Source organism: Methylobacterium sp. GXS13 (assembly GCF_001455965.1).
Lineage (GTDB): Bacteria > Pseudomonadota > Alphaproteobacteria > Rhizobiales > Beijerinckiaceae > Methylobacterium.
This window is the reverse complement of sequence record NZ_LKKO01000038.1, coordinates 11,175-33,453: the sequence shown is the minus strand read 5'-3', so window position 1 is coordinate 33,453 and position 22,279 is coordinate 11,175. Positions and strand designations below refer to the sequence as shown.

Genomic DNA, 22,279 nt, shown 5'->3' with positions numbered 1-22,279 from the left:
CCTTACCCGTCCCGTCAGAGGGAGCTGCCCTCACGCCAGGGGTTGAGCAGCGTCGCGCCAGTCGCGGCGAAATCGGCGCTGTTGCGGGTAACGATCGTCAGGTCGTGAGCGAGCCGGTCGCCGCGATCCAAGCGTCGCGCCCGCTCTTGGGATCAGGAACGTGAAGATGGGCGCAGCGCACCGCGATGGCGGCGTCGATCGGCAGGATGCGTCCGGCGAAGGCTGGCAAGACGCGATTATGCAACCAGAGCCGCAAAGCGGAGGCTTGTCAGGGATCGCGGCACTCAAGTTGAGCGATACCGAATCGAGTTCCATGACCGTGATGACGGACACATGCAGGCTGCTGGGATCGACCTCCGTAGCCCATCTCTCGACCTGAGGATTGATCCTGCCGCTGCTCCGCTTGCGAAGCTCGGACAGGACGTTGGTGTCGAGGAGGTACATCAGTCGAAGGTGGCCGGACGCGGGAACGTAGCCGGCCGGGTGAAGTCGATGTCGATATCGCCGACACCCTCCATGTCGAGGGCATCCAGAATGTTGCCGGGGGAAGCCTTCAGGCGTTCGTATGCGTCGTAGGGAAGGACGGCCATGATCGGCCGGCCGCGCTCGGTGATGATCACGGGGCCATCCGCCGCGTCGCGCTTGATGCGATCGGGTTCGCGATTGAATTCGCGGCTGGTGAACGTCGGCACGGTCATGCTGAACCTCGCATGTCGCTACATACAGACATTGGAGGCCCGGCGACCGATTCCAATCGTCCGCCGGCTCCCTCGAAGCTCTTCCAGGCCGTTCGGCGACGCCCCGTCCGCCCCCACTCAGCTCGCCCGGACCACCACCTCCACGAGGTTGGCGCCGCCGGACCGGATCCCGGCCTCGATCGCCGGGGCGATGTCGGCGGCCCGGGTCACCCGCCGGGACGGCACCCCCATGGAGGTGGCGAGCGCCAGGTAGTCGACGCGCGGGTCGGTGAGATCCATGGCGATGAAGCGGTTGGCCCGCACCGAGGCGTAGTGCGACTGGCCCTTCATGAAGTTCTTGAGGATGTTGTACTCGGCGTTGTTGATTACCACGAAGGTGACCGGCAGCTTCTCGTGCGCGGCGGTCCAGAGCGCCTGAGGCGAGTACATCGCCGCCCCGTCGCCAACGACGCAGACCACGGGCGCCCGGTCGATGCCGAGCGAGAAACCGACCGCGGCCGGCATGCCCCAGCCGAGCACGCCGCCGCGCATCGCCGCGTATTGGTGGGTGGAGGCGCTGTCGAGGAAGGTCCGCAGATGTGTCAGCGTCGCGGGCGCCTCATCAATGATCGTGGTCTGCGCCCCCACGGCCCGGGCCACCTCGCGGGCGGCGACGAGCGGCGCGATCACCGGATCGTCGAAGGCGGCATCGGCCGCGGCGGCGAGCTTGGCCCGACGCTCGATCCGCGCCGTCTCCGCCTGCGCCCGCAGCTCCGCGTAGGCGGCGGCGCGGTCGGCTACGCGCGGGGCGAGCAATGGCAGCAGCGCGTCCAGGGAGGCGCGGATGTCGCCCACCGTCGACAGGCTGGTGGCGTAGGTGCGCCCGAGGTCGCGGACATCCGCCGAGAGCTGGAACACCTGCGTCCCCGGCGGCACCGCCGAGACCTCCGAGTAGAGCACGGTGATCAGCGACTTGCCGCCCAGCGCGAAGACCGCGTCGTAGCGCCCGAGGATGTCGGCGATCGCGTCGGCCCGGGTTGGCAGGTTGCCGGCCCAGAGCGGGTGGGCGGTGGGGAAGGGGATGTGGGCCGGCCAGGACGAGCCGTAGACCGGCGCCGCCAGCAGGTCGGCGAGCGCCACCGCCTGGGCGGAGGCGTCCGAGGCGTCGATCTCGTCGCCGGCGATCAGGGCCAGGCGGCCGGGCGCGATGGCGGCAAGCTTCTCGGCCAGCTTGTCGAGGGAGCCCGCCACCGCGCGCTGGTCGATGGTCGAGGTCTCGCCCGCCGGGGTCGCGGTCATCGCCTCCATCACGTCCATCGGCAGGGACAGGAAGACCGGGCCGGACGGGGCGGCCCCGCAATCGTGGAAGGCGCGGCGCAGGAGCACCGGGATCTGGTCCGGGCTGGTGACCTCGCGCGCCCATTTCACCACCGGGTCGGCGATGGCGACGAGGTCGCCCATCAGCAGCGGGTCGGAGAGGGCGTGGCGCAGGTCCTGCTGGCCGGCCGTGACCACGAGCGGCGTGCCGCTGACCTGGGAATTCCACAGCGCGCCCATGCCGTGGCCGAGGCCGCCGGCGGTGTGCAGGTTGAGGAAGGCCGGCCGGCGCGCGCCCTGCGCATAGCCGTCCGCCATCGCCACCGCGGTCGCCTCCTGCAGGGCGAGGATGTAGGCGATGTCCTGCGTTTCTGTGAGCGCGTCGATCAGCGGCAATTCGGTCGTGCCGGGATTGCCGAAGATGTAGCGCACCCCCTCCGAGCGCAGCACCTCCAGCAGCAGATCGGCGCCCCGGCGGCGGCCGGCAGCATCCACGGTCTCGATCGACATACCCAACCCTCCTCCGCCCCCCGGCGGAATCAGCGCGAGGCTAGCCCATGGGCGCGCCGCGACGAAGACCCGAGGTGCGGGTTCGGATTTCCAAAGGGCGAGCCCTTTGGCTTGTTGTCAGGGCGGAGCCCTGACGAAGCCGAACGCTAGAGTCCGATCGGCAGGAGGCCGGGCGCCAGAGCCGCGGCGGCCCGCGGCCCGTCCTTCGCCATGCGGATCGCCGTGCGGGCGAGCCGGTTGCGCAGGCGCCGGGCCCGCCAGAGCGCCCCCGTCTCCACGGCGAGGCCGCGGGCATAGACGCTGGCGCGCAGGCTGCGCGCGTCGCAGGCCTGCTTGACCGGGTCGGCATAGAAGGCCGCGATCTTCTCGCGGCCCATGCCGGGGGTGGCGAGCCAGGCCGGCACGTGGACCCGGGCGAGCCGGTCGGCATCGGTCAGCAGCTTGCCGATTCCGGTGCCGGGGATCGGGCAGGCGGTCTGGAAGGCGTCGCCGATCAGCACCAGCCCGTCGCGCTCCACCCCGTCGGCCCGGGCGAGGTCGATCGGCCGGACCTCGAGGGGCCCGGCCACGGACAGGTCCGGGCAATGCTGCGCCAGCCGAGGCATCATCGCCCGCAGGGTCGCCTCCGGGTCCCGGCGCAAGGCCGCGACCCAGGGCTCGCCGGGATCGCGGTAGCAGAACAGGTTGGCGCGCATCCCATCCCCGATCGGGAACAGGGTCAGGTAGGCGTCGCGCCCACCGAACCCCTCGGCGAAGTAAGTCATCGCGGGGAACGGGAAGGCGGTCCGCGCCGCCGCCATGTCGAAGCCGACCGCCAGGGAGTGGCGCGGGCTCAGCGCTCGCTTGGTGATGCCGGCCTTGGCGAGCAGCGCCTGGCCCAACCCGGTGGCGAGCACGACGAGCCGCGCCTCGATCAGGCGGCCGTCACTTAAGGTGAGCGCCTGGCGATCCGGCCCGAGATCCAGATCGGCGACCCGGCCGGGAATCAGCAGCCCATCGGGCAGGGCGGCCCGGGCCGCCCCGACCAGCACGGGATAATGCGCCCCCCATTCGCGGGCGGCCTCCCGGTAGGCGAGGCGGCCGTAGCGGACCACCGCGACCTCGTCGGTCCGCGTCGTGCAGGCGGCGAGCGCCTGGCCGAAGCCGAGCCCCTCGAACAGGGCCATCTGCTCAGCCCCGAACTTCTCCGCCCGGAAGTCGCGGCGCGCCTCACCGCGCTCGGCCTGGGCGTCGATCAGCGCGACCCGCGCCCCGGCGCGGGCCAGCGCGCCGGCCAGGCAGCTCCCGGCCAGGCCGGCCCCGACCACGGCCACGTCGCAGCTGTCCACCTCGCCACCCATCGCTGTCATCGCAAAGTCGTCCCGTCCCCGGTATCAGAATCTAATCAGACCAAACCATGCAGATCGCAGCGGCGACGCCACCTGTAAAGGACGTACGTAGTATTTTCAGAGCCAGGAAACATTCATTTACGCGGCGACATCGAAGCCCTTCGACAATCTCATCTTCTGATTGAATTGCCGCAACGTCTCCGAACCCCGATCCGGCCCGGATCTGGGTCGCGCTCACGCGCGCAGCTGCGCCACGAAGGCCCGCATGAACGGCGGCAGGCCACCGAGGTCGCGCAGGCACAGGGTCAGGTCGCGCCGCGCCCACGCATCCGAGAGCGGCACCACCGCGATGGCGAGGCCCTGGGCGGCCCGGGCGGGCGCGCTTTCGGGGAGCACCGCGAGCCCGACCCGGGCCTCGACCAGGCGGCAGACGGCATCGAAGCCGCGCAATTGCACCCGCAGGCGCATCGGCCGCCCCTCCCGCACCGCCTGGGCGACGAGGAACCGGCTGATGGCGCTGCGCCGGTCGAGGCCGACGAGGTCGTGTCCGAGCACCTCCACGAAGGCGATGTCGGCGCGCGCCGCCAGGAGGTGGTCCCGGGCCGCCACCAGCACGAACCGGTCCTCCCGGAACGGGAAGGTCTGGAGCGAGCCGGTATCGACCGTGCCGGACAGGATGCCGAGATCGGCCGCGCCTTCGGCCACCAGCCCGACGATCTCCTCGGAGGTGCGCTCTTCGATCTCGACCCCGATCCCGGGATGGCCGGCCAGGAAGGCCGAGAGCGCGTCGGGCAGGAACTCGGTGAGCGCGTTGGTGTTCGCCAGAACCCGGATCTGCCCGACCGCGCCGCCGGAGAACACCGACATCTCCTCGCGCAGGCGCTCCACGCCGGCCAGGATCTCCCGGGCATGGGCCAGGAGCGTGCGCCCGGCCGGGGTCGGGCTGACCCCCTGCCGCCCCCGGGTCAGCAGCGCGGCGCCGAGGGATTCCTCCATCAGCCGGATCCGCGTCGAGGCGGCCGCCAGGGCCAGGTTCGCCCGCGCCGCCCCGTGGGTGATCGAGCCGGCCTCGACCACGTGCCGGAACAGGCCGAGATCGGTGAGATCGAACCGCATCATCGCCGAAGGTCCCTCCCGGAAGCAGCACGGCCCGGCCCATCCGTCCCGTGACGGCGGCGCGGGACGGTATCGCCGCCCCGCTTGCGTGTCAGCGCCGCCGGAGGACTGTCCCGACCGGAGCCGCCCTGACGGATCGAGGGGGCGGGCGACCAGAACAGGCTCAAATCTGTCGCGACGAATTCCGTATGGATATAGCGCGATACCGCCTCCATTTGTATTTGAAACAAATCAATCTCTATACCCGCCATCGATCGAGGAACAATTCGGTCCAAAATCCAAGCAATTACGGTAAGATCTATCGTTCCGTTTCCAAATATCGTTCCACGCGATCTTGATATTATTTACTCTCCTTTAACGTGCAATACTCCAAACGAATCATACCGCCGATGAGACCTTCATATCGAACACGGCACCGTCACCCGCGATCGTCACCGGATCGGATCATGACCGCGTTCACCCCCCTGGATCCGGCTTCGGAAACCCGCGGCCCTCGACGCCGCCCGGCCGCCGTGATCGCGGCACCGATGCCCCGCCCTTCCCGCCCCGGGCCCGCACCCGCGGAGCAAGGCGAAACGCCATGATGGACGTGCTTCTGGTCGACGACAGCGCGACCATGCGTCGGCGGCTGCGCCAGATCCTGGAGGCCAAGCCCGACGTCAGCGTGACCGACTACGCCGACCCGGCCGCCGCCCTGGTCGAGGCGCAGATGCACGCCTTCGATCTGGTGCTGGTCGATTACCACATGCCCACGATGGACGGGATCGCGTTCATCCAGCGGATGCGCACCATCCCGCACTACGCCCAGGTGCCCATCGCGATGGTCACCAGCGACATCTCCGACGCGGTGCGGCTCGCGGCCCTGGAGGCGGGGGCGACCGATTTCCTCGACAAGTCCATGCGGGGCGTCGAGCAGACCGTGCGGCTGCGCAACCTGGTTCGCCTCGCCAAGGCGGTACGCCGGCTGGCCGAGCAGGCCGCCTGGCTCGACGGCGAGGTCGAGGCCGCCCTGCGGCACATGCGCGAGCGGGAGGAGGAGATCATCTTCCGCCTGTCGCTGGCCGTCGAATACCGGGACAACGACACCGGCGACCACACCTGGCGGGTGGCCCGCTACAGCCAGATCGTGGCCGAGGCGCTCGGCCTGCCGGCGGAGTTCTGCCGCAACCTGTACCTCGCCGCGCCGCTGCACGATGTCGGCAAGGTGGCGATCCCGGACGGCATCCTGCTGAAGCCGGGCCGGCTCGACCCGGACGAGTTCGCCCTGATCAAGACGCACGCGACCATCGGCCAGCGCATCCTGGGCGGCAGCACCTCGGAGCTGATCCGGCTGGCCGCCGAGATCGCCGAGGCGCATCACGAGAAATGGGACGGCAGCGGCTATCCGAAGGGGCTCTCCGGAACCGGAATCCCCCTGGCGGCCCGGATCGTCGCGGTGGCGGACGTATTCGACGCCCTGACCACGCAGCGGCCCTACAAGGAGGCGATGCCCTTCGAGGCGGCCCTGGCGTGCATCCAGGCCGAGAGCGGCCGCCATTTCGACCCGGCCTGCGTGGAGGCGTTCTGCGCGCGCTGGTCGGATATCCGCGTGGCTGGCGGGCAGGAGCGGGGCGCCGTCAGGCCGGGCTCGCACACCGTCACCGAACCCTGGGCCCGGGTGCCGACCCTGCTGCGCGAGATCGCCGCCGAGACGCCCGTCCTGGCGGGCCGGTTCGTGGACGAAGTCCCCGCCCGCAGGCGCCACGGATGACGCCGCGGGAGCGGGCGCGGATCACGGCTCAGCGGTGAAAATCCCGGTTTCAAAAGGTCCATGACCTTTTGCGGGTCCAGGGCAGAGCCCTGGTGTCATGAAGGTTTCTCAGGGGCTCCGCCCCCGAACCCCGCCAAAGGGCTGAGCCCTTTGGAAACCCGACCTTTCAGCCTCGCCCCACAGGCGGGTGACGCGCGGCGCCAGCACGCCTAACTTGCGCCCATGCGCGTCTTCCACACCGCCGACTCCGCCCGGCACGATCCCGAACGCTACCTGCGGCGCGGCACCCCGATCCCGCATCCCGAGCAGGCCTCGCGCTACGCCATCCTGCACGCGGCGGCCCGGGACGGCGGGCATGCCCTCGCGGAGCCCGCCGACCACGGCCTCGACCCGATCCGGGCCGTGCATGATGCCGGCTACGTCGCGTTCCTGGCCGACGCCTGGGCGCGCCGGGCGGAGATTCCGGGCATCGCCGACGAGATCCTCACCGGCAGCTTCGCCCGGCCACAGATGCACCGGACGCCCACCGGCCTGCTCGGGCCGGTCGGCCTCTACACCGCCGACACCTCGACGCCGATCCGGGCCGGGACCTGGGCGGCGGTCTACGGCGCGGCGCAATGCGCCGTCGCGGCTGCGGACGCGGCCTTGGAGACGGGCCACGCCTACGCCCTGTGCCGCCCACCCGGCCACCACGCCTACGCGGAGTCCGCCGGCGGCTTCTGCTTCCTCAACAACAGCGGGATCGCGGCGCAGCGGATGCTCGCGGCCGGAGGCGGTCCGGTGGCGATCCTCGACATCGACGTCCACCACGGCAACGGCACGCAGGGCATCTTCTACGCAAGCGGCGACGTGCTCACGGTCTCGGTCCACGCCGACCCGTCGGACTACTTCCCGTTCTACGCCGGCTATGCCGACGAGACCGGGACGGGGGCGGGCACCGGCCTCAACCGCAACCTGCCGCTGCCGCCGGGCTCCGGCGACGCACCGTGGCTCGCCGCCATCGAGGCCGGGCTGGCGACGATCGCGGCATTCAAGCCGCGGGGGCTGGTGGTGGCCCTGGGCCTCGACGCCGCCGCGGACGACCCGATCGGCGTGCTCACGGTGACCCGGGCGGGCTTCGCCGCGGCGGCGCAGCGGATCGCACGGGCCGGGCTGCCCACCGTGATCGTCCAGGAGGGTGGCTACCTGTGCCCCGCCCTGCCGGAGAACCTGACGGCCTTCCTGGCGGCCTTCGACGCGGCGCGCTGAGCCGGGACGCGGCGCGCCGTGAGAACCGGCGGACCTAGTCCTCGTCGTCCTCGTCCTGATGCCGGCCCTTGAGCTTGGCGAAGACCGAATCGGCGTCGATCCGCTCCTCGCGGCCGCCATGCTCAGCCGTCTCCTCGGGCTCGGGCGCCGTCGAGACCTCGGTGGGCAGGAGCGAGGCGCCGGACTCGGCGGCCAGGGCAGCCGGGCGGGCGGCCGCGGCGCGCTGGACCTCGAAATCCAGGTTGATCTGGGTGGTCAGGCCCAGGGTCACCGGGTCCATCGGCTGGAGCGATCCGGAATTCCAATGGGTGCGCTCGCGGATCTGCTGAATCGTCGACTTGGTGGTGCCCACTAGGCGGATGATCTGCGCATCCTTCAGCTCGGGGTGGTTGCGCAGCAGCCACAGGATGGCGTTGGGCCGGTCCTGGCGGCGGGAGAGGGGGGTGTAGCGCGGGCCCTTGGTGGTGCGCTTCACCTCCGGCAGCTTGACCTTCGAGACGGCCGGCTTGAGCTTGTAGTGCGGCGCCTTCTGGGCCTTCTCGATCTCGTCGCGGGTGAGCTGGCCGGTGGAGACCGGATCGAGCCCCTTGATGCCGGCCGCGACCTCGCCGTCGGCGATGCCCTTCACCTCGAGCGGGTGCAGCTTGCAGAAGTCGGCGATCTGCTCGAAGGCCAGGGAGGTGTTCTCGACCAGCCAGACGGCGAAGGCCTTCGGCATCAGCGGACCCTGGGACATGTGCTCTCGTGCTCCGGCCTGGCGGGACGGGGGCCGGGCACCGGGCCGCGGGCTCCGGATGCAGATCCGGAAGTCCCGTCTCACGCTGTCGAATGGGGATGGCTCACTATAGGGCCGCCCGGGGTGGGGCGCAATCGCGGGTTCGGCGGTTCAGAGGCCCCGGTGCCGATTAACCGGCGCCAAGAGCCCAGCTACAAACACGATGTGAGCGTGACCGACTCACCCGCGAAGGCCGCACGCGGCCGGTTGCGGCCGGGAGTGCAGAGAATGGTCCTCTCTCTGGCAGTCTCCAGACAAGCAAACGGCGAGTGGAGCTTCCAACTCCGACTCGCCGTCCACCCGCTGTTCTGGAGTTGGCTAAACCCTAACGGGTAATTGCCAGGGATCGGCGGTGGCTCCCGCTGATCCCACTTCCCGATATATCGTGGCCTCAAGCAGGGAACAACGGCCGCGCGGGGAGACCGACAGCGCTTACTTCCCCGGCAGCCCGTGCACGATCGGGAAGAACGTGTCCTTCCAGTCCTTCGGCTCGGCCTTGATGGTCTTCATCGCGTAGAAGTGCCGGGCCTGGAGCATGATCCCGTACGGGGTGGTGGAGAAGGTGGTCCCCGGCTCCTTCATGATCGCCACCAGCGTCTCGGGGGGCGTCTTGTCGTTGGTGGCCGCGATGTAGTCCTTGGCCGCCTGGAGCGGGTCCTTGGCGATCTCGGCATTCGCCTCGTCGATGGCGGCCACGATGGCGGCGGAAAGCTTCGGGTTGCGGGTGAACCAGCCGGTGCGGGCGTAGAAGATCGCGTTGCTCACCGGCTCGCCGACCAGTTCGTAGGAGTTGAGCACCGCGTGGATCGCCGGGTCCTGCAGCTCGCGCTGCTGGAACGGCGGCAGCGAGAAATGGCTGTTGACCTCGTTCTGCGGGCTGGCGAGCGCCGCCACCGCGTCGGGATGGCCGAGCTGGACGGTGAGCGGGTCGAGCCGGGACGCCCCGTCCGGCCCGAACGCCTTCTTGGCGGCGATCTGCAGGAGCACCGCCTGGGTCGAGACCTTCACGGAGGGCAGGGCGATCTTGTCCTTGCCGGAGAAGTCACTGAGCGTCTTAACGGCCGGATTGCGGGTGAGCAGCAGCATCGGCGTGCTGCCGACGCCGCACAGGCCCTTCACGTCGCCGCGGGTCCGGTCGTTGAGCAGCAGCATGTTGGTGGAGCCGCTGTCGACGATGTCGATGTTGCCCGACAGGAGCGCGTCGTTGCCGGCCGCCCCGCTGGTCAGGTTGACCCACTCGACCGTGACGTCGCCCAGGCCGGCCGCCTTGGCCTGCTTCTCGATCAGCTTGTGCTGCTCGGCCAGCACCGCCGGCAGGTAGACGAAGCCGGGCTGCCGGCTGATCCGGACATTGGCGTCGTCCGCCCGGGCCGGGGCGGAGAACGGGGCGGCGAGCGCCAGCCCGGCCAGCAGCAGGGCGGCCGGTCCCGCCCGGACGAGGCGGCGGCAGATCCCCGGACTCGCAACCGCCCGCGACGCTCGCACCATGTCGTTCCTCCCTTGGCCCGCCGGCTTCGTGTCCGGATCCGAGCTCTATTGACGGGAAGTGGACAGCCTCGAGCCAACAAGCGCAAGGCCCGACGCCGTCTTCACGGCGCGGTAACGGTAACGTTGCACCTGGCCTCTCTCGAAAATGTCCGCCGGGGGGCGGTGTCAAGAAAATCGGCATTGGGGCGACGCTCCACACCATCACGGCCACCGCGCTGGTCGGCGTCGCCGTGGTCTCGGGCATCGGCCTGCTCAACCCGAAATCCCAGGTCGAGCAGGACCGCATGGCCAAGACTCGCCACCTGACGGACGTGGCCTACGGCGTCGCGGCCTAATTCGAGGGCAAGGCGCGGGCCGGGCGGCTGTCGCGGGCCGATGCCCAGGGCGCGGCGATCCGGGCCGTGAAGACCCTGCGCTACGACGGCCAGGAATACTTCTGGATCAACGACATGCAGCCCCGCATGGTCGCCCACCCGATGAAGCCGGACCTCGAGGGCAAGGACCTCTCCGGGGTGCAGGATCCCACCGGCAAGTACCTGTTCCGGGACTTCGTCGACCTCGCCAACAAGCAGGGTCAGGGCTTCGTCGACTATTCCTGGCCCAAGGCCGGGTCCGAGGCGCCGGTCCCGAAACGCTCCTCCGTGCGCGGCTTCGCGCCCTGGGGCTGGGTGATCGGCACCGGCATCTATGCCGACGACACCGCCGCGATCCTGTGGAGCGCGGCTTGGCGTGCGGCCGAGACCACCCGCCGGAGCAAGGCGACTGTGCGGGCGCTCGCCGACGGCACCGAGCGGATCGGCAACGTGGTCGCCCTCATCTCGGGCATCGCCGCGCAGACCAACCTGCTGGCCTTGAACGACACCATCGAGGCGGCCCGCGCCGGCGAGGCAGGGCGCGGCTTCGCGGTGGTCGCGAGCGAGGTGAAGGCCGCTTGAGCGACGCGAAGATCGGGTTCCCAAAGGGCTCGGCCCTTTGGCGGGGCAGGGGGCGGAGCCCCGATGGATACTAAACCAGGGCTCCGCCCTGGACCCGCAAAAGGTCTCGACCTTTTGAAACCTGGACTTTCAGGCCTCGGCCGCCAGGAAATCCGCCACGACCTTGGAAAATTCCGGAGTGCGCAGGTAGCCGTAGGATTTGTGCCGGTTCTCGGTGCCGTCCGGCCGGCGGTAGGCGTTGATCACTGGCACGTCCCGGATCCGCACCCCTGCGGCGTTCGGCGGGTAGACCTCGGCCAGGTCGTCGCCCACCGTGGCGATGTCCTGGCGGTCCATCAGGTTGGTCCAGGCCGTGACGGCTTCCGGCACGCACAGGTCGCCGTGCTCGGCTTTCAGCCTCAGCTTCAGTTCGGCGAGCCCCAGCGGGGAGCCGAGGGTGACCAGGGTGCAGCGGGGCAGGGGGGTGCCGTCCCGCTCGGCGGCCCGGAGCACGTCGTAGGCGATCAGACCACCCATCGAATGCGCGGCGATCAGCACGGCGCGATCCGCCGCCTCGGCCAGGGTCTCGCGCAGGCGCGCGCGGGCGGCATCGCGGAACGCGGCGTCCGCGTGATAGCCCCAGAGGTCGTCGAGGCGGTATTCCAGGATCAGGCCGTCGACCGGGGTGAGCCCGGTGGCCTCCTCGAGATGCGCGAGGCCGCGATAGATCCGGTCGGTGAGGGTCGGCGCGGCGCGATCGGGATCGTCCGCCGGGGACGGGAACGGGCCGGTGCCGGGATCGGTGCTGTAGGGTTCGCGGTTGAGCCCGCCGGCCAGCGGTTCCGGGTAACGCAGATCCGCCCAGTAGACGAAACTGAACGGCACCTCGGGCGCCGAGCCTCCGAGATTGCGGGCGAAGCCCTCCAGGATCGCCGCCCGCCACCAGGCCGCCTTCTCATCCCGGGGCGGCTTGTTGGCGAGCCCGTGGATGCCGATGAGTGTCGTCCGGCCCAGTGCCCGCCCCTCCCGGATCGGCGATGCGTCCGCGCGGGCGAGATAGCGCCGACTGCGCGGCAGGCACTGCGGCGAATTCTTCACCCGCCGCGGTCAGTCGAACAGGCTGGAGACGCTGGATTCCGTGGCGGTTCGGCCGATCGCCTCGCCCAGCAGCGGCGCGATGGTCGCCACCCGGATGTTGCGGGCGAGCTTGACGGCCTGGGTCGGCTGGATCGAATCGGTGATCACCAGCTCCTTCATCCGCGAGGCGGCGATGCGCGAGACCGCGCCCCCCGAGAGCACGCCGTGGGTGATGTAGGCGGAGACGTCCTTGGCGCCGGCCTTGAGCAGCGCCTCGGCGGCGTTGACCAGGGTGCCGCCGGAATCCACGATGTCGTCCACCAGGATGCAGGAGCGGCCCTCGACCTCGCCGATGATGTTCATCACCTCGGATTCGCCCGGCCGCTCGCGGCGCTTGTCGACGATGGCGAGCGGGCAGTCGATCCGCTTGGCGATGGCGCGGGCGCGCACGACGCCGCCGACATCGGGGGAGACCACCATGCGGTCGGCGCTCGGCAGCCGCTCCTTGATGTCGCGCACCATCACGGGGGCGGCGAACAGGTTGTCGGTGGGGATGTCGAAGAAGCCCTGGATCTGTCCGGCATGGAGGTCGAGGGTCAGGACGCGGTCGGCCCCGGCCTCGGTGATCAGGTTCGCCACCAGCTTGGCCGAGATCGGGGTCCGGCCCGAGGTGCGCCGGTCCTGCCGTGCGTAGCCGAAATAAGGGATCACCGCCGTGATGCGCCGGGCCGAGGACCGACGCGCGGCGTCGATCATGATCAGCAATTCCATCAGGTGGTCGTTGGCCGGGAACGAGGTCGACTGGACGATGAACACGTCCTCGCCGCGCACGTTCTCCTGGAGCTCGACGAAGATCTCCATGTCGGCGAAGCGCCGGACCATGCACTTGGCCAGCGGCAATTCGAGATAGGCGGCAATCGCCTCGGCCAAGGGCCGGCTCGCGTTGCCGGCGATGATCTTGATCGAGGATTTCATGACGTCCGCCCACTCGCGGCCGAGCTTCGCGCCGCGCTCCGAATACCGGCCCCACGCGGGCCGGATGGATCTGATGACGGGCGAGGCTCTTAGCAGCGGGCCGAAGGTGTCACAATGCCTTCACGCGCGCACCGCACAGGCGCGCGCCCGGAACGGCAGGTTCTTGCCGGCCTCAGGCGACCGGCGGCTCCAGCAGCCGGTGCAGGTGGACCACGAAATAGCGGGTCTGCGCGCTGTCGACGGTGGCCTGCGCCTTGGCCCGCCAGGCGGCCTGTGCGGACGCGTAGTCCGGGAAGATGCCGACGATGTCGAGGCCCTTGATGTCCCGGAACCGGACGCCGTCGAGGTCCTGCAACTCACCACCGAAGACCAGGTGGAGCTTCTGGTCGCTATCGATCGCCGTCGCCATGACCTCTCCTCACGTCCCGCCGCGGCGCCCCGGATGTCCGGCGCCGGCGATTCCATCGCGGGCTTCATCGTCGGTTTCGCGGCCGGCCGCAACCGCGTGCGCGCAGCACGGGCGCGGCGACGGCGCGGGTACGACACCGCCCGGTCCGCGTGCTAGATTGGCCGGCCGATCCGCCGGTCCGGCGCCCGTTTCCCGCACGGCGAATCCGCAGAGCCGGATTTCCCCGTGCCGCATCTTGCCCGAGGGGCGGCCGATGACACGCATGCCACTTCGCGTCGCCGTTCTCGCCCTCGGCCTCTGCGCCGCGCCCGCGCTGGGCCAGCCGACCGCCAAGGCGCCGGCCCGCCCCGGCCCCGACAAGGCCTCCGGCCCGGACCGGAAGGCCCCCGGGCAGGTGATCGGCTGCCTGTCCCTGGCCAATTACCGGATGCTGCTGCACGACGGCGCCGCCGCGGCGGCCGCCCTGCTGGCCGATCCCAAGGCGGACCATCTCGGCTGCACCCTGGTGACCCGCAGCGAGATCACCGGCCTGGTCGACCGGGTGACGCTGGGCGACCGGAGCTACGAATGCGCCGGTCTCCCAACGACCACGGCCTGTCGCTGGGTTGAGGCCGGGGCGGCCGCGCGGCCCGCCCCGGCGGGCGCCGCCAAGCGCTGAGGACCGCGCAGCGCGCCTTGGGTCTGAACTCGACCAGCTTGGCCGTTTGACGGGCTGCTTTGGGTGGATTTCGGTCGGTCCGCTTTCGGATGGTAGTCAGCAACCGCAGACACTGTTGTCGCGCCCGTGCACAACCCTTAGCGGACTTCTTAAACCCTAATGCAAAGTCACTTGTGCGCGCTCGCCCGGCGAACAGCTTGATATACGACTGTTGAATGGTCGCTACGTTTTACAATCACAAATCATCCTTCCTGCGTGGCGGCGAGTAGCCGCAGATATACAAGATCAAAAATGTCCATTTTAGTGCTATCTGAATCAATAATCGACTACGTAGATCGCGACTCATACGCAAATTTGGGGGTCAAGCTGATGTTCAAAGCCTTGATATTTGCCTGCGCTTTGGCCACTGGCATAGGCCAGCACAGTATAGCCCTCGCCGGGCAACCGGGATCTGACTGGATGCCGGTAGAAAAGGTCAAGGAAAAGCTCATGTCATCGGGATATACATCGATTATCAGAATTGACGCCGACGATGGTCACTGGGACGGCGAGGGCATCAAGAATGGCAAATTAACGGAATTTGATCTCGATCCAAAAACTGGCGAAGTCCTTGGAGAAACAGAGAAGTAGGCGCACGAAGAACGCCTGTCCGCTCAACGCCCGCTATCAACCTGTCACCGAGGTTGCCGGAGCACCGACGAATGGCCGCTTGTGGGAAGCGCCCATGCCGAACTAGGCGCCTGGGTTGGGTCAGGGATTTCCGAGTTGGGTAGGCTTCAGCCGGTCTGCGCAAGAGCAGGGCCGCATCGAAGTTATAATCGCTGGCCGCCCACACCCCTATTTGGCCTTTAATGATGCCCAAACAACCTTAAATATCATTCATAAAATTCAGCATAGATGTGCGGTAACTCCGAACGAAATCATTTGTCAAAATACAATCAATACTGATGCAGATCTTCCGGCGCCTGCAGCTAACGCGAACATTGCCCATATTAACCATTCGTTTGAGCGGAATATCAACTGATGAATTGAGTTACATGCCCTATGCAGGGATCACGTAGCTACATCAACGACTGTTTGGTAGACAGACTACGAATGGCTGCTTCTGAGGCGCTCTCAGGGTAAACGGCACGGCTGCGATGGATCGCAAGCAGCTCCTCAAATGCTCGCGTTGATGGCGTTCAAACCCCAAGACGGTCTCAGCGCAGATGGCCGCTGGCGCGCAGGTCCCGCTCTACCGCCTCGTGGACGGCCTGCAGCGGGTTGTCGTTGAGCGCGGCCGGCGGAAGCAGCGGCGTCATGGGGCCGGGGCGCGGATCGTGGTCGAGCCGGATCACCGGCTCCGCGCGGGCGGGGCGCGACGGCCAGCGGGCGGCCAGCCTGCGCAGGGCCGCCTGTGCGCCGGACGGGAGGAACGGAAGCAACGTGTCGATCATGGCGAACGGGTCTGGGCGGTTCGACGCGGCAGCGCCCGGCGCATCGAGCGGGTCCCGGGGAAACGGGCCGGGCGATCGGCCGTTCCGCCCCGGCGCCGGGCGGGATTTTCGCCGATGATCGGCCGACGGATCATCGGCGCCTCCGGCCGAGGCGCGCTAGGTCGGGGAAAAAATCCGGGTCGGTCAGCGCGGCCGCCAACACCGCGAGCAGGCCGAGATGTAGGCCAGCCGCCGCGATCGGGAGGCTCTGGAGGGACCAGAGCCCGATCGCACCCGCGGCCATGAGCGGCGGCGCGACGACGTAGATCGGCGTGCGCCACGGACCGGCCGGCCGGGCGAGACGCCAGACGCAGCCGGCGAAGGCCGCAAGCGCGAACCCGCCCTTCATCAGCGCCATGAAGCGGATCACCCGCACCAGATCGGGATCGACGGCGGTGCCGGGGGGCCGCGCCGCGGCAATACCGGCCCCCAGGATCGCCGCGGCCGTCAGCAGGCAGAGCACCCCGCGGGCGGGGCGTGATCGGCCGGGCGCGCGGTCCGCGGCGGCCGGCAGGCCGAGACGTGCCAGACCCTGCATGGACGATCTCCCGGGGGAACGCGGCGCGGCGGGCGATCCCGTTCGGGATCGCCGCCAGCGCCCGGGCGAGCCCGCAGCGCAGATATTTCGCTTAGAAGTCGTACAACCGCCTGGGATTCTCGACAAGGATCCTGTCACGGGTGGCGCGCTCGGGCACCCAGGTGGCGAGCAGGTCGAGCAGGCGGCCGTCATCGATAGCCTGCGCGGGCGCGAGATCCGTGGGCTTGCGGCCCGGCTTCGGCGTGCTGTCCGGGTGCGGCCAGTCGCTGCCCCAGACCAGCCGCTCCGGGTTCGCCGCCACCAGGGCCCGGGCGAGCGGCGCCACGTCGGGATAGTCGGGCGCTTGAGTCGAGGCGCGATAGGCGCCCGACAGCTTCACCCAGGCCTGGCCGCCGCGCACGAGGTCGAGGACCGCGCCGAAGCCCGGCTGGTCGGGGCCGAGGGCCGCCTGCGCGCCCGCGAAGTGGTCGAACACCACCGGCACCGGCAGGGCGGCCAGCTGCGGCTTCAGCGGACCGATCACCGACAGGCGGGCATAGACCTGGAGGTGCCAGGGCCGCGGCCCGATCTGCTGGACGGCGCTCTCCAGCGCCTTGGCCGAGGCTGCCGGATCGAACACGCCGGCCTGCTCCAGGTTGACCCGGATGCCGCGGATGCCGGCCAGGGCCAGCGCGTCGAGCTCGGCCGGGCCGGTCCCGGGGCCGATCACCGCAACGCCGCGGGCGCGCTGGGGGCCGAGCAGGCGCATTCCGTCGAGGGTGGCCGCGTTGTCGGTGCCGTAGACGCTGGGCGTCACGATCACCACCCGATCGAGCTTGAGCGCGTGCTGGAGGGCGAGCAGACGCTCGGGCGGATCCACCGGCGGGGTGTAGCCGCGCCCCGCCCAGAAGGGAAACCGGGCCGGATCGGGAATGACGTGGACGTGGCAGTCGCACGCTCCCGGTGGGACCGCGAACGAGACCGGACTCCTGACGGTCGGCGCGGTGGTCTGTTCCGCTGCCAGGACCGCCCGGTCGGTCAGGGCGAAGCCGTTGGCAAGGGCCAGGGCGAGCGTTTGCCGGCGTGACAGCATGGCGGGTCTCCTCCGGATCGGCGGGCGAACTTCTGCGAGCGCCTCAAACCGGATCGGACCACTCGGGCGCGACGCGCGCAAGCCGGCCCGGTGTCAACGCGCCCTGCGACGCGCCGGCATCAGCCGTGTCCCTTCTCCGCGATGGTGATGCGCGCTCGGACGTGGCGGACGTGACATCCGCTGTCTGTGCAATCGGGGGCGGAGCGGAGGATTGTGGATCGTCGGCCGGAGCGAGCCGGCCACCGCGCCGGTCGGCAGCGGGGTCCGGTCGGCAGCGGGGTATGGCGGAAGCGGATGGGAATCGAACCCACCGTACGCTGTTGGCGTACCACTGGTTTTGAAGACCAGGGGGGCCACCAGACCCCGTTCGCCTCCACCACCGGGGGTACGAGGCCCTGACCGAGGGGTCAAGGGATGAGGATCGTCGTCACCGTCGCGACGGCTCGAAAACCAGTCTCGTCCGACCGAAGTTTGGCCGACGATGCGCTGATCTGAAGCACCCGCCTTGAGGGCCGTGCCGAAATCCTAGCGCCCGCGCTCCGAAGCGTCGCGCCGATCCTGCCGATGGGTGAACCAGGAGACGAAGCCCGCAGCCGCCGCGGGCATCAGCGGGGTTATGACGGCTACAGGTCGACGTGACGAAGGCAACGATCGGCGCGAAGCAGCCCACCGCCGAAGCGGCGACGGCCGCACCCGTGACCAACGTCGCCGTAATCTTGATGCGCCCGTCCTTGCGGCCTCGTTTACGTCCGAACCTATGCGACGCGATTGCCAACCCGCGGCATCTTAAGGCTGAGCTTGCAGGGCAGCCCCCCTGGTTCGCGGTGCCGGTAACGAACAATCATCCGGAGCCGCTTGAGCGGAAGCCCCGCTCACGCTGAGCCGGCACAAGACACCGGCGCCGAATGGATCACCGGCCGCCCCTCCGGCGCCGCGACTCGTATTAATTCCGCCACACTGTTGTGGCCCTGCACCAGTCATGCCGTTTCTGCGACGCTCATCGCCTGTCGAAGGCCCTGCGCCGGATCCCGAAGGGGCTGCAAAGCCGCCTGCCGAGACGGCAAGCGCGGGGGCGGCCCAGGCGAGCGCGGACGCCAACCCGGAAGCCCCGCAGGACGTCCCTCAGGACGCATCCCCGTCGGAAACGCCTCCGGAGCCCAGCACGCCGCTCGCGGACTCGCTGAAACCCGGGCCGCGCGGGCCGGGCTGGATCGGCGCCGCCGTGGTGGTCACCGCGCTGATCTCGGCGCTCGCGACCTTCCTGATCCTGGCCGGGGTGATCCGAGTGACGCCGACGCCGGCCTACGGCGTGACGCTGCTTGGCATCAACGCCGCCCTGGTGCTCGGCCTCGCCTTCGTGATCGCCTGGGAGGCGCGGGTCTTCCTGCATGCCCGCAAGGCCAACGCGGCGGTGGCCCGGCTGCACTCGCGCATCGTCGGCCTGTTCTCGCTGATCGCGATCCTGCCCACCGTGCTGCTGGCCGTGGTGGCATCGGTGACCATCGACCGGGGCCTGTCGCTCGGCTTCACCGACCGGGTCCGCGACGTGGTGCTCAAATCCGTCGAGGTGGCCGACGCCTACCAGGAGAACCAGTGCCAGTCGCTCGCCCGCGAGATCCGCATCCTGGTGGACGACCTCACCCGGGCGCGCCCGAACTTCGACCGGGACCGGGCCTGGTTCGAGAACTTCCTGACCACGCGGGCGACCAATCTCGGGCTGCCGGTGGCGCAGATCATGCGCGGGCCGACCGACGTGGTCGCCCGGGCCAAGATCGACGTGCTCAAGCAGGTGCGCCTGCCCTCGGCGGCGGCCTTCGAGGAGGCGGCGACCTCGACCGACCCGATCTGCCTGCTGCCCTCCGAGGGCCGGGTCTTCGCCGCGCTCCTGCGGATGCCGGCCTATGACGACGCCGTGCTGATGGTGCAGCGGGAGGTCAGCCAGCTCGCCATCGACTTCCCCGGCGTGTCGCGGGCGGCGGCGGCCGAGTACCTGACCTACGATTCGCTCCGGCGCTCGATCCAGATCACCTTCGCGTCGGTGTTCCTGCTGATCGCCCTGATCGCGCTCTTGTCGGCGGTGTGGTTCGGGATGAACTTCGCCAACCGGTTCGTGGCGCCGATCCGTCGGCTGATCAACGCCGCCGACCAGGTCGCGGCCGGCAATTTCTACGCCCAGGTCCCGACCAAGAAGACCAGCGGCGACCTGGCCCATCTCGGCGAGGCGTTCAACAAGATGACGCAGGAGCTGCGCCGCCAGCATACCGGGCTGATCGCCGCCAACGACCTGATCGACACCCGCCGCCGGTTCACGGAGGCCGTGCTGTCGGGAGTCTCGCCCGGGGTGATCGGCCTCGACGCGGCGGGCTTCGTCACCATCGCCAACCCGGCCGCCGAGCGGATGCTCGACGTGGAGAGCAACGCCCTGATCGGCCAGCCGCTGGCCCGGGCGGTGCCGGAACTCGCCCCGGTGCTCGCCGAGAGCGAGAGCCGCCCGCGCGCCCTCCAGCAGCAGCAGCTCCAGCTCACCCGCTCCCGCGGCGAGCGCACCGTGACCGTGCGGGTCACGAGCGAGCAGGCGCAAGCGGCCTCCCGCGGCTCGGTGGTGACCCTTGACGACATCACCGACCTCGTCCAGGCGCAGCGCAGCTCCGCCTGGGGCGACGTCGCCCGCCGCATAGCCCACGAGATCAAGAACCCCCTGACCCCGATCCAGCTCTCGGCCGAGCGCATCCGGCGCAAGTACGGCAAGGTCATCACCGCCGACAAGGAGGTGTTCGACCAGTGCACGGCCACGATCGTGCGCCAGGTGGACGAGATCAAGCGCATGGTCGACGAGTTCTCGGCTTTCGCGCGGATGCCCAAACCGGCCATCGCGCCCAACGACCTCACCGAGATCGCCAAGCAGAATTTGTTCATGATGCGCGTGGCGCACCCGGACATCGACTTCGCGTTCTCGGCGCAAGGCGGCGCGGGCAGCGCGGAGAAGATCGTGGCGGCCTTCGACATCCGGCTGCTCAGCCAGGTGATCACCAACATCTTGAAGAACGCCGTCGAGGCGGTGGCCGAGGTGCCGCCGGCCGAGCTCGGCAAGGGCAAGATCGCCCTGAGCCTGGCGGTCGAGGACGGCTTCGCGGTGATCACGGTGACCGACAACGGCAAGGGTTTTCCGGTCGAGGGGCGCCAGCGGCTGCTCGAGCCCTACATGACCACACGCGAAGGTGGCACGGGGCTGGGGCTTGCTATCGTCAGCAAGGTGCTTGAGGAGCACGGCGGCGGGATCGCGTTGAACGACAACCCCGCCGGCCGGGGCGGGCAGGTTCAGATGCGGGTCCCGCGCGAGCACGGGCCCGAGCCGTCCGGCCCCGAGACCCGTTCCACCCCGACAGAGGAGAAGGGCGCCGCACCGACGGCCCCCCGGACCGCGGAGATGCACGCATGAGCGCCGATATCCTGATTGTCGACGACGAGGCCGACATCCGCGACCTCGTGGCGGGCATCCTCGACGACGAGGGCCACCGCTGCCGCACGGCCGGCGGCTCCGACGAGGCGCTCGCCGCCATCGAGGCGCGCCGGCCCCACCTGGTGTTCCTGGACATCTGGCTGCAGGGCTCGCGCCTCGACGTCCTGCAGGTGCTCGACCTGATCAAGGCGGCTAATCCCGACCTGCCGGTGGTGATGATCTCCGGCCACGGCAACATCGAGACCGCGGTCTCGGCCATCAAGGCGGGGGCCTACGACTTCATCGAGAAGCCGTTCAAGGCCGACCGGCTGATCCTGGTGGCCGAGCGGGCGCTGGAAGCCTCCCGGCTCCGGCGCGAGGTCCGCGACCTGACGGCGCGCTCGGGCAATCCCAACCGCATCGTCGGCGGCTCGCTCGCGATCAACCAGCTGCGCCAGACCATCGACCGGGTCGCGCCGACCAACGCCCGGGTGATGATCACCGGGGCGCTCGGCTCCGGCAAGGAACTCGCCGCGCGCAGCCTGCACAAGGCCTCGGCGCGATCGAACGGGCCGTTCGTGCTGCTCAACGCGGCCGCGATCCTGCCCGAGACGATGGAGTCGGAGCTGTTCGGGGTCGAGGGCGAATCCGGCCGGCGGGTCGGCGCCCTGGAGGAGGCCCATGGCGGCACCCTCTACCTCGACGAGGTTGCCGACATGCCCCGCGAGACCCAGAACCGGATTCTGCGCGTCCTCGTCGACCAGAACTTCCAGCGGGTCGGCGGCACGACGCGGGTCCACGTGGATGTCCGGATCATCTCCTCGTCCTCCCGGGATCTCCAAGAGGAAATCGCCGCGGGCCGCTTCCGCGAGGACCTGTTCCACCGGCTCTCGGTGGTGCCGATCCGGGTGCCGGCCCTGTCCGAGCGCCGGGAGGACGTGCCCGAGCTGATCCAGTTCTTCATGGACAACATCTCGTCCCAGACCGGCCTGCCCAAGCGCGTGATCGCCGAGGACGCGATGGCGGTGCTCCAGTCGCACAATTGGCCGGGCAACGTCCGCCAGCTCAAGAACAACGTCGAGCGGCTGATGATCCTGACCCAGGCCGACCCCGAGCAGGAGGTCACCTCCGAGATGCTGCCCTCCGAGATCGGCGCCCTGGTGCCGACCACCCCGGGGGGCGCGGGCGGGGAGAAGCTGATGAGCCTGGCTTTGCGCGAGGCCCGCGAGATCTTCGAACGCGAGTATCTCGTGGCGCAGATCGCACGGTTCTCGGGCAACATCTCGCGCACGGCCGAGTTCATCGGCATGGAACGCTCGGCGCTCCACCGCAAGCTGAAGTCCCTGGGCATCGGTCCGTAGGGATTCGGAAGGGGTTTCGGCTGCAGGAAGCCGGCCTCTGGGCGGCGGAGCACCGTGAGACTGGCGCCGATCCGTCACGGATCAGCCGGAACGAGCCTTGCTTGCCCCGGGGTTTTCACCCCGTCATGGTGTAGACTCGAGCCGGGCGGGAT

Annotated in this window: 19 protein-coding genes, 1 tRNA gene and 2 pseudogenes; 8 read left to right on the top strand and 14 right to left on the bottom strand. The window is 69.6% G+C overall.

From position 1 onward, the window contains the following. Positions 1–14 precede the first annotated feature (14 nt). The 5 genes and pseudogenes from AO398_RS14645 to AO398_RS14625 all read right to left on the bottom strand — a co-directional run bounded on the left by AO398_RS14645 (position 15) and on the right by AO398_RS14625 (position 4,951). A pseudogene (locus AO398_RS14645) lies at positions 15–447 on the bottom strand (type II toxin-antitoxin system VapC family toxin). Beyond that, the gene (locus AO398_RS14640) at positions 444–698 is read right to left on the bottom strand and encodes a type II toxin-antitoxin system Phd/YefM family antitoxin (protein WP_058192859.1); all 255 of its coding nucleotides are present in this window, start codon (positions 696–698) and stop codon (positions 444–446) included. The pseudogene AO398_RS14645 and the gene AO398_RS14640 overlap by 4 nt, the downstream one beginning before the upstream one ends. A 117-nt stretch (positions 699–815) precedes the next feature. Continuing rightward, positions 816–2,504 carry a thiamine pyrophosphate-binding protein gene (locus AO398_RS14635; RefSeq protein WP_058192858.1) on the bottom strand — a complete coding sequence of 563 codons (1,689 nt, stop codon included), beginning with the start codon at positions 2,502–2,504 and terminating at the stop codon, positions 816–818. 146 nt (positions 2,505–2,650) lie between these two features. After that, positions 2,651–3,853 (bottom strand): NAD(P)/FAD-dependent oxidoreductase, encoded by a 1,203-nt coding sequence (locus AO398_RS14630; RefSeq protein ID WP_058192857.1) that lies wholly within the window; start codon positions 3,851–3,853, stop codon positions 2,651–2,653. Positions 3,854–4,066: 213 nt separating this feature from the next. Then, a complete protein-coding gene (locus tag AO398_RS14625; RefSeq protein WP_082643283.1) occupies positions 4,067–4,951 on the bottom strand; it encodes a LysR substrate-binding domain-containing protein in 885 nt (294 codons plus the stop codon). Between the two features lie 580 nt (positions 4,952–5,531). Between AO398_RS14625 and AO398_RS14620 the strand changes: the two genes are divergently transcribed. Together AO398_RS14620 and AO398_RS14615 are read left to right on the top strand one after the other, a co-directional pair. Next, positions 5,532–6,698 carry an HD domain-containing phosphohydrolase gene (locus AO398_RS14620; RefSeq protein ID WP_058192896.1) on the top strand — a complete coding sequence of 389 codons (1,167 nt, stop codon included), beginning with the start codon at positions 5,532–5,534 and terminating at the stop codon, positions 6,696–6,698. 222 nt (positions 6,699–6,920) lie between these two features. Then, positions 6,921–7,946: a histone deacetylase family protein gene (locus AO398_RS14615; RefSeq protein ID WP_058192856.1), complete on the top strand. Its 1,026-nt coding sequence runs from the start codon at positions 6,921–6,923 to the stop codon at positions 7,944–7,946. Positions 7,947–7,980: 34 nt separating this feature from the next. Here the strand turns inward: AO398_RS14615 and AO398_RS14610 are convergent, their stop codons facing one another. Together AO398_RS14610 and AO398_RS14605 are read right to left on the bottom strand one after the other, a co-directional pair. Then, the gene (locus tag AO398_RS14610; protein WP_058192855.1) at positions 7,981–8,682 is read right to left on the bottom strand and encodes a cell cycle transcriptional regulator TrcR; all 702 of its coding nucleotides are present in this window, start codon (positions 8,680–8,682) and stop codon (positions 7,981–7,983) included. 471 nt (positions 8,683–9,153) lie between these two features. Beyond that, positions 9,154–10,209: an ABC transporter substrate-binding protein gene (locus tag AO398_RS14605; RefSeq protein WP_058192854.1), complete on the bottom strand. Its 1,056-nt coding sequence runs from the start codon at positions 10,207–10,209 to the stop codon at positions 9,154–9,156. Positions 10,210–10,565: 356 nt separating this feature from the next. Here AO398_RS14605 and AO398_RS29405 point away from each other — a divergent pair. Both AO398_RS29405 and AO398_RS29400 read left to right on the top strand, forming a co-directional pair. Further along, positions 10,566–10,925, top strand: a pseudogene (locus tag AO398_RS29405) (cache domain-containing protein); the annotation flags it as partial. A gap of 48 nt (positions 10,926–10,973) precedes the next feature. Next, entirely contained in the window at positions 10,974–11,144 is a 171-nt protein-coding gene (locus AO398_RS29400; protein ID WP_280139129.1) for a methyl-accepting chemotaxis protein, read from the top strand. 129 nt (positions 11,145–11,273) lie between these two features. On the opposite strand, the gene AO398_RS14595 is transcribed toward AO398_RS29400, so the two are convergent. The 3 genes from AO398_RS14595 to AO398_RS14585 form a co-directional block, all read right to left on the bottom strand. Beyond that, a complete protein-coding gene (locus AO398_RS14595) occupies positions 11,274–12,155 on the bottom strand; it encodes a hypothetical protein (RefSeq protein ID WP_313902028.1) in 882 nt (293 codons plus the stop codon). 75 nt (positions 12,156–12,230) lie between these two features. Then, positions 12,231–13,175, bottom strand: a complete 945-nt coding sequence (locus AO398_RS14590) for a ribose-phosphate pyrophosphokinase (protein WP_058192852.1) — start codon at positions 13,173–13,175, stop codon at positions 12,231–12,233. Positions 13,176–13,347: 172 nt separating this feature from the next. Next, positions 13,348–13,584 (bottom strand): DUF4170 domain-containing protein, encoded by a 237-nt coding sequence (locus AO398_RS14585; protein WP_058192851.1) that lies wholly within the window; start codon positions 13,582–13,584, stop codon positions 13,348–13,350. A gap of 262 nt (positions 13,585–13,846) precedes the next feature. Between AO398_RS14585 and AO398_RS14580 the strand changes: the two genes are divergently transcribed. Further along, entirely contained in the window at positions 13,847–14,242 is a 396-nt protein-coding gene (locus tag AO398_RS14580; RefSeq protein WP_244498779.1) for a hypothetical protein, read from the top strand. Positions 14,243–14,533: 291 nt separating this feature from the next. Next, positions 14,534–14,872, top strand: a complete 339-nt coding sequence (locus tag AO398_RS27540; protein ID WP_313902026.1) for a PepSY domain-containing protein — start codon at positions 14,534–14,536, stop codon at positions 14,870–14,872. A gap of 569 nt (positions 14,873–15,441) precedes the next feature. Here AO398_RS27540 and AO398_RS14575 read toward each other — a convergent pair. The 4 genes from AO398_RS14575 to AO398_RS14560 all read right to left on the bottom strand — a co-directional run bounded on the left by AO398_RS14575 (position 15,442) and on the right by AO398_RS14560 (position 17,702). Further along, positions 15,442–15,678 carry a hypothetical protein gene (locus AO398_RS14575; protein WP_058192849.1) on the bottom strand — a complete coding sequence of 79 codons (237 nt, stop codon included), beginning with the start codon at positions 15,676–15,678 and terminating at the stop codon, positions 15,442–15,444. A 130-nt stretch (positions 15,679–15,808) separates the two neighbouring features. Then, on the bottom strand, positions 15,809–16,255 hold the full coding sequence (locus AO398_RS14570) for a hypothetical protein (RefSeq protein ID WP_058192848.1): 447 nt from the start codon (positions 16,253–16,255) through the stop codon (positions 15,809–15,811). A gap of 91 nt (positions 16,256–16,346) precedes the next feature. After that, positions 16,347–17,327, bottom strand: a complete 981-nt coding sequence (locus AO398_RS14565) for an amidohydrolase family protein (RefSeq protein ID WP_058192847.1) — start codon at positions 17,325–17,327, stop codon at positions 16,347–16,349. A gap of 282 nt (positions 17,328–17,609) precedes the next feature. Beyond that, positions 17,610–17,702: transfer RNA gene (locus tag AO398_RS14560), tRNA-Sec, on the bottom strand. 604 nt (positions 17,703–18,306) lie between these two features. Between AO398_RS14560 and AO398_RS14555 the strand changes: the two genes are divergently transcribed. Together AO398_RS14555 and AO398_RS14550 are read left to right on the top strand one after the other, a co-directional pair. Further along, positions 18,307–20,766, top strand: a complete 2,460-nt coding sequence (locus AO398_RS14555; RefSeq protein ID WP_058192846.1) for a PAS domain-containing sensor histidine kinase — start codon at positions 18,307–18,309, stop codon at positions 20,764–20,766. After that, positions 20,763–22,127, top strand: a complete 1,365-nt coding sequence (locus AO398_RS14550; protein WP_058192845.1) for a sigma-54 dependent transcriptional regulator — start codon at positions 20,763–20,765, stop codon at positions 22,125–22,127. The genes AO398_RS14555 and AO398_RS14550 overlap by 4 nt, the downstream gene beginning before the upstream one ends. Positions 22,128–22,279 lie beyond the last annotated feature (152 nt).

Bases quoted from the DNA above. Each gene is read 5' to 3' on its own strand.
- AO398_RS14640 (WP_058192859.1), bottom strand. From the start codon at position 698: ATGACCGTGCCGACGTTCACCAGCCGCGAATTCAATCGCGAACCCGAT.
- AO398_RS14635 (WP_058192858.1), bottom strand. From the start codon at position 2,504: ATGTCGATCGAGACCGTGGATGCTGCCGGCCGCCGCCGGGGCGCCGAT.
- AO398_RS14630 (WP_058192857.1), bottom strand. From the start codon at position 3,853: ATGACAGCGATGGGTGGCGAGGTGGACAGCTGCGACGTGGCCGTGGTC.
- AO398_RS14625 (WP_082643283.1), bottom strand. From the start codon at position 4,951: ATGATGCGGTTCGATCTCACCGATCTCGGCCTGTTCCGGCACGTGGTC.
- AO398_RS14620 (WP_058192896.1), top strand. From the start codon at position 5,532: ATGGACGTGCTTCTGGTCGACGACAGCGCGACCATGCGTCGGCGGCTG.
- AO398_RS14615 (WP_058192856.1), top strand. From the start codon at position 6,921: ATGCGCGTCTTCCACACCGCCGACTCCGCCCGGCACGATCCCGAACGC.
- AO398_RS14610 (WP_058192855.1), bottom strand. From the start codon at position 8,682: ATGTCCCAGGGTCCGCTGATGCCGAAGGCCTTCGCCGTCTGGCTGGTC.
- AO398_RS14605 (WP_058192854.1), bottom strand. From the start codon at position 10,209: ATGGTGCGAGCGTCGCGGGCGGTTGCGAGTCCGGGGATCTGCCGCCGC.
- AO398_RS14590 (WP_058192852.1), bottom strand. From the start codon at position 13,175: ATGAAATCCTCGATCAAGATCATCGCCGGCAACGCGAGCCGGCCCTTG.
- AO398_RS14585 (WP_058192851.1), bottom strand. From the start codon at position 13,584: ATGGCGACGGCGATCGATAGCGACCAGAAGCTCCACCTGGTCTTCGGT.
- AO398_RS14580 (WP_244498779.1), top strand. From the start codon at position 13,847: ATGCCACTTCGCGTCGCCGTTCTCGCCCTCGGCCTCTGCGCCGCGCCC.
- AO398_RS27540 (WP_313902026.1), top strand. From the start codon at position 14,534: ATGTCCATTTTAGTGCTATCTGAATCAATAATCGACTACGTAGATCGC.
- AO398_RS14575 (WP_058192849.1), bottom strand. From the start codon at position 15,678: ATGATCGACACGTTGCTTCCGTTCCTCCCGTCCGGCGCACAGGCGGCC.
- AO398_RS14570 (WP_058192848.1), bottom strand. From the start codon at position 16,255: ATGCAGGGTCTGGCACGTCTCGGCCTGCCGGCCGCCGCGGACCGCGCG.
- AO398_RS14565 (WP_058192847.1), bottom strand. From the start codon at position 17,327: ATGCTGTCACGCCGGCAAACGCTCGCCCTGGCCCTTGCCAACGGCTTC.
- AO398_RS14555 (WP_058192846.1), top strand. From the start codon at position 18,307: ATGCCGTTTCTGCGACGCTCATCGCCTGTCGAAGGCCCTGCGCCGGAT.
- AO398_RS14550 (WP_058192845.1), top strand. From the start codon at position 20,763: ATGAGCGCCGATATCCTGATTGTCGACGACGAGGCCGACATCCGCGAC.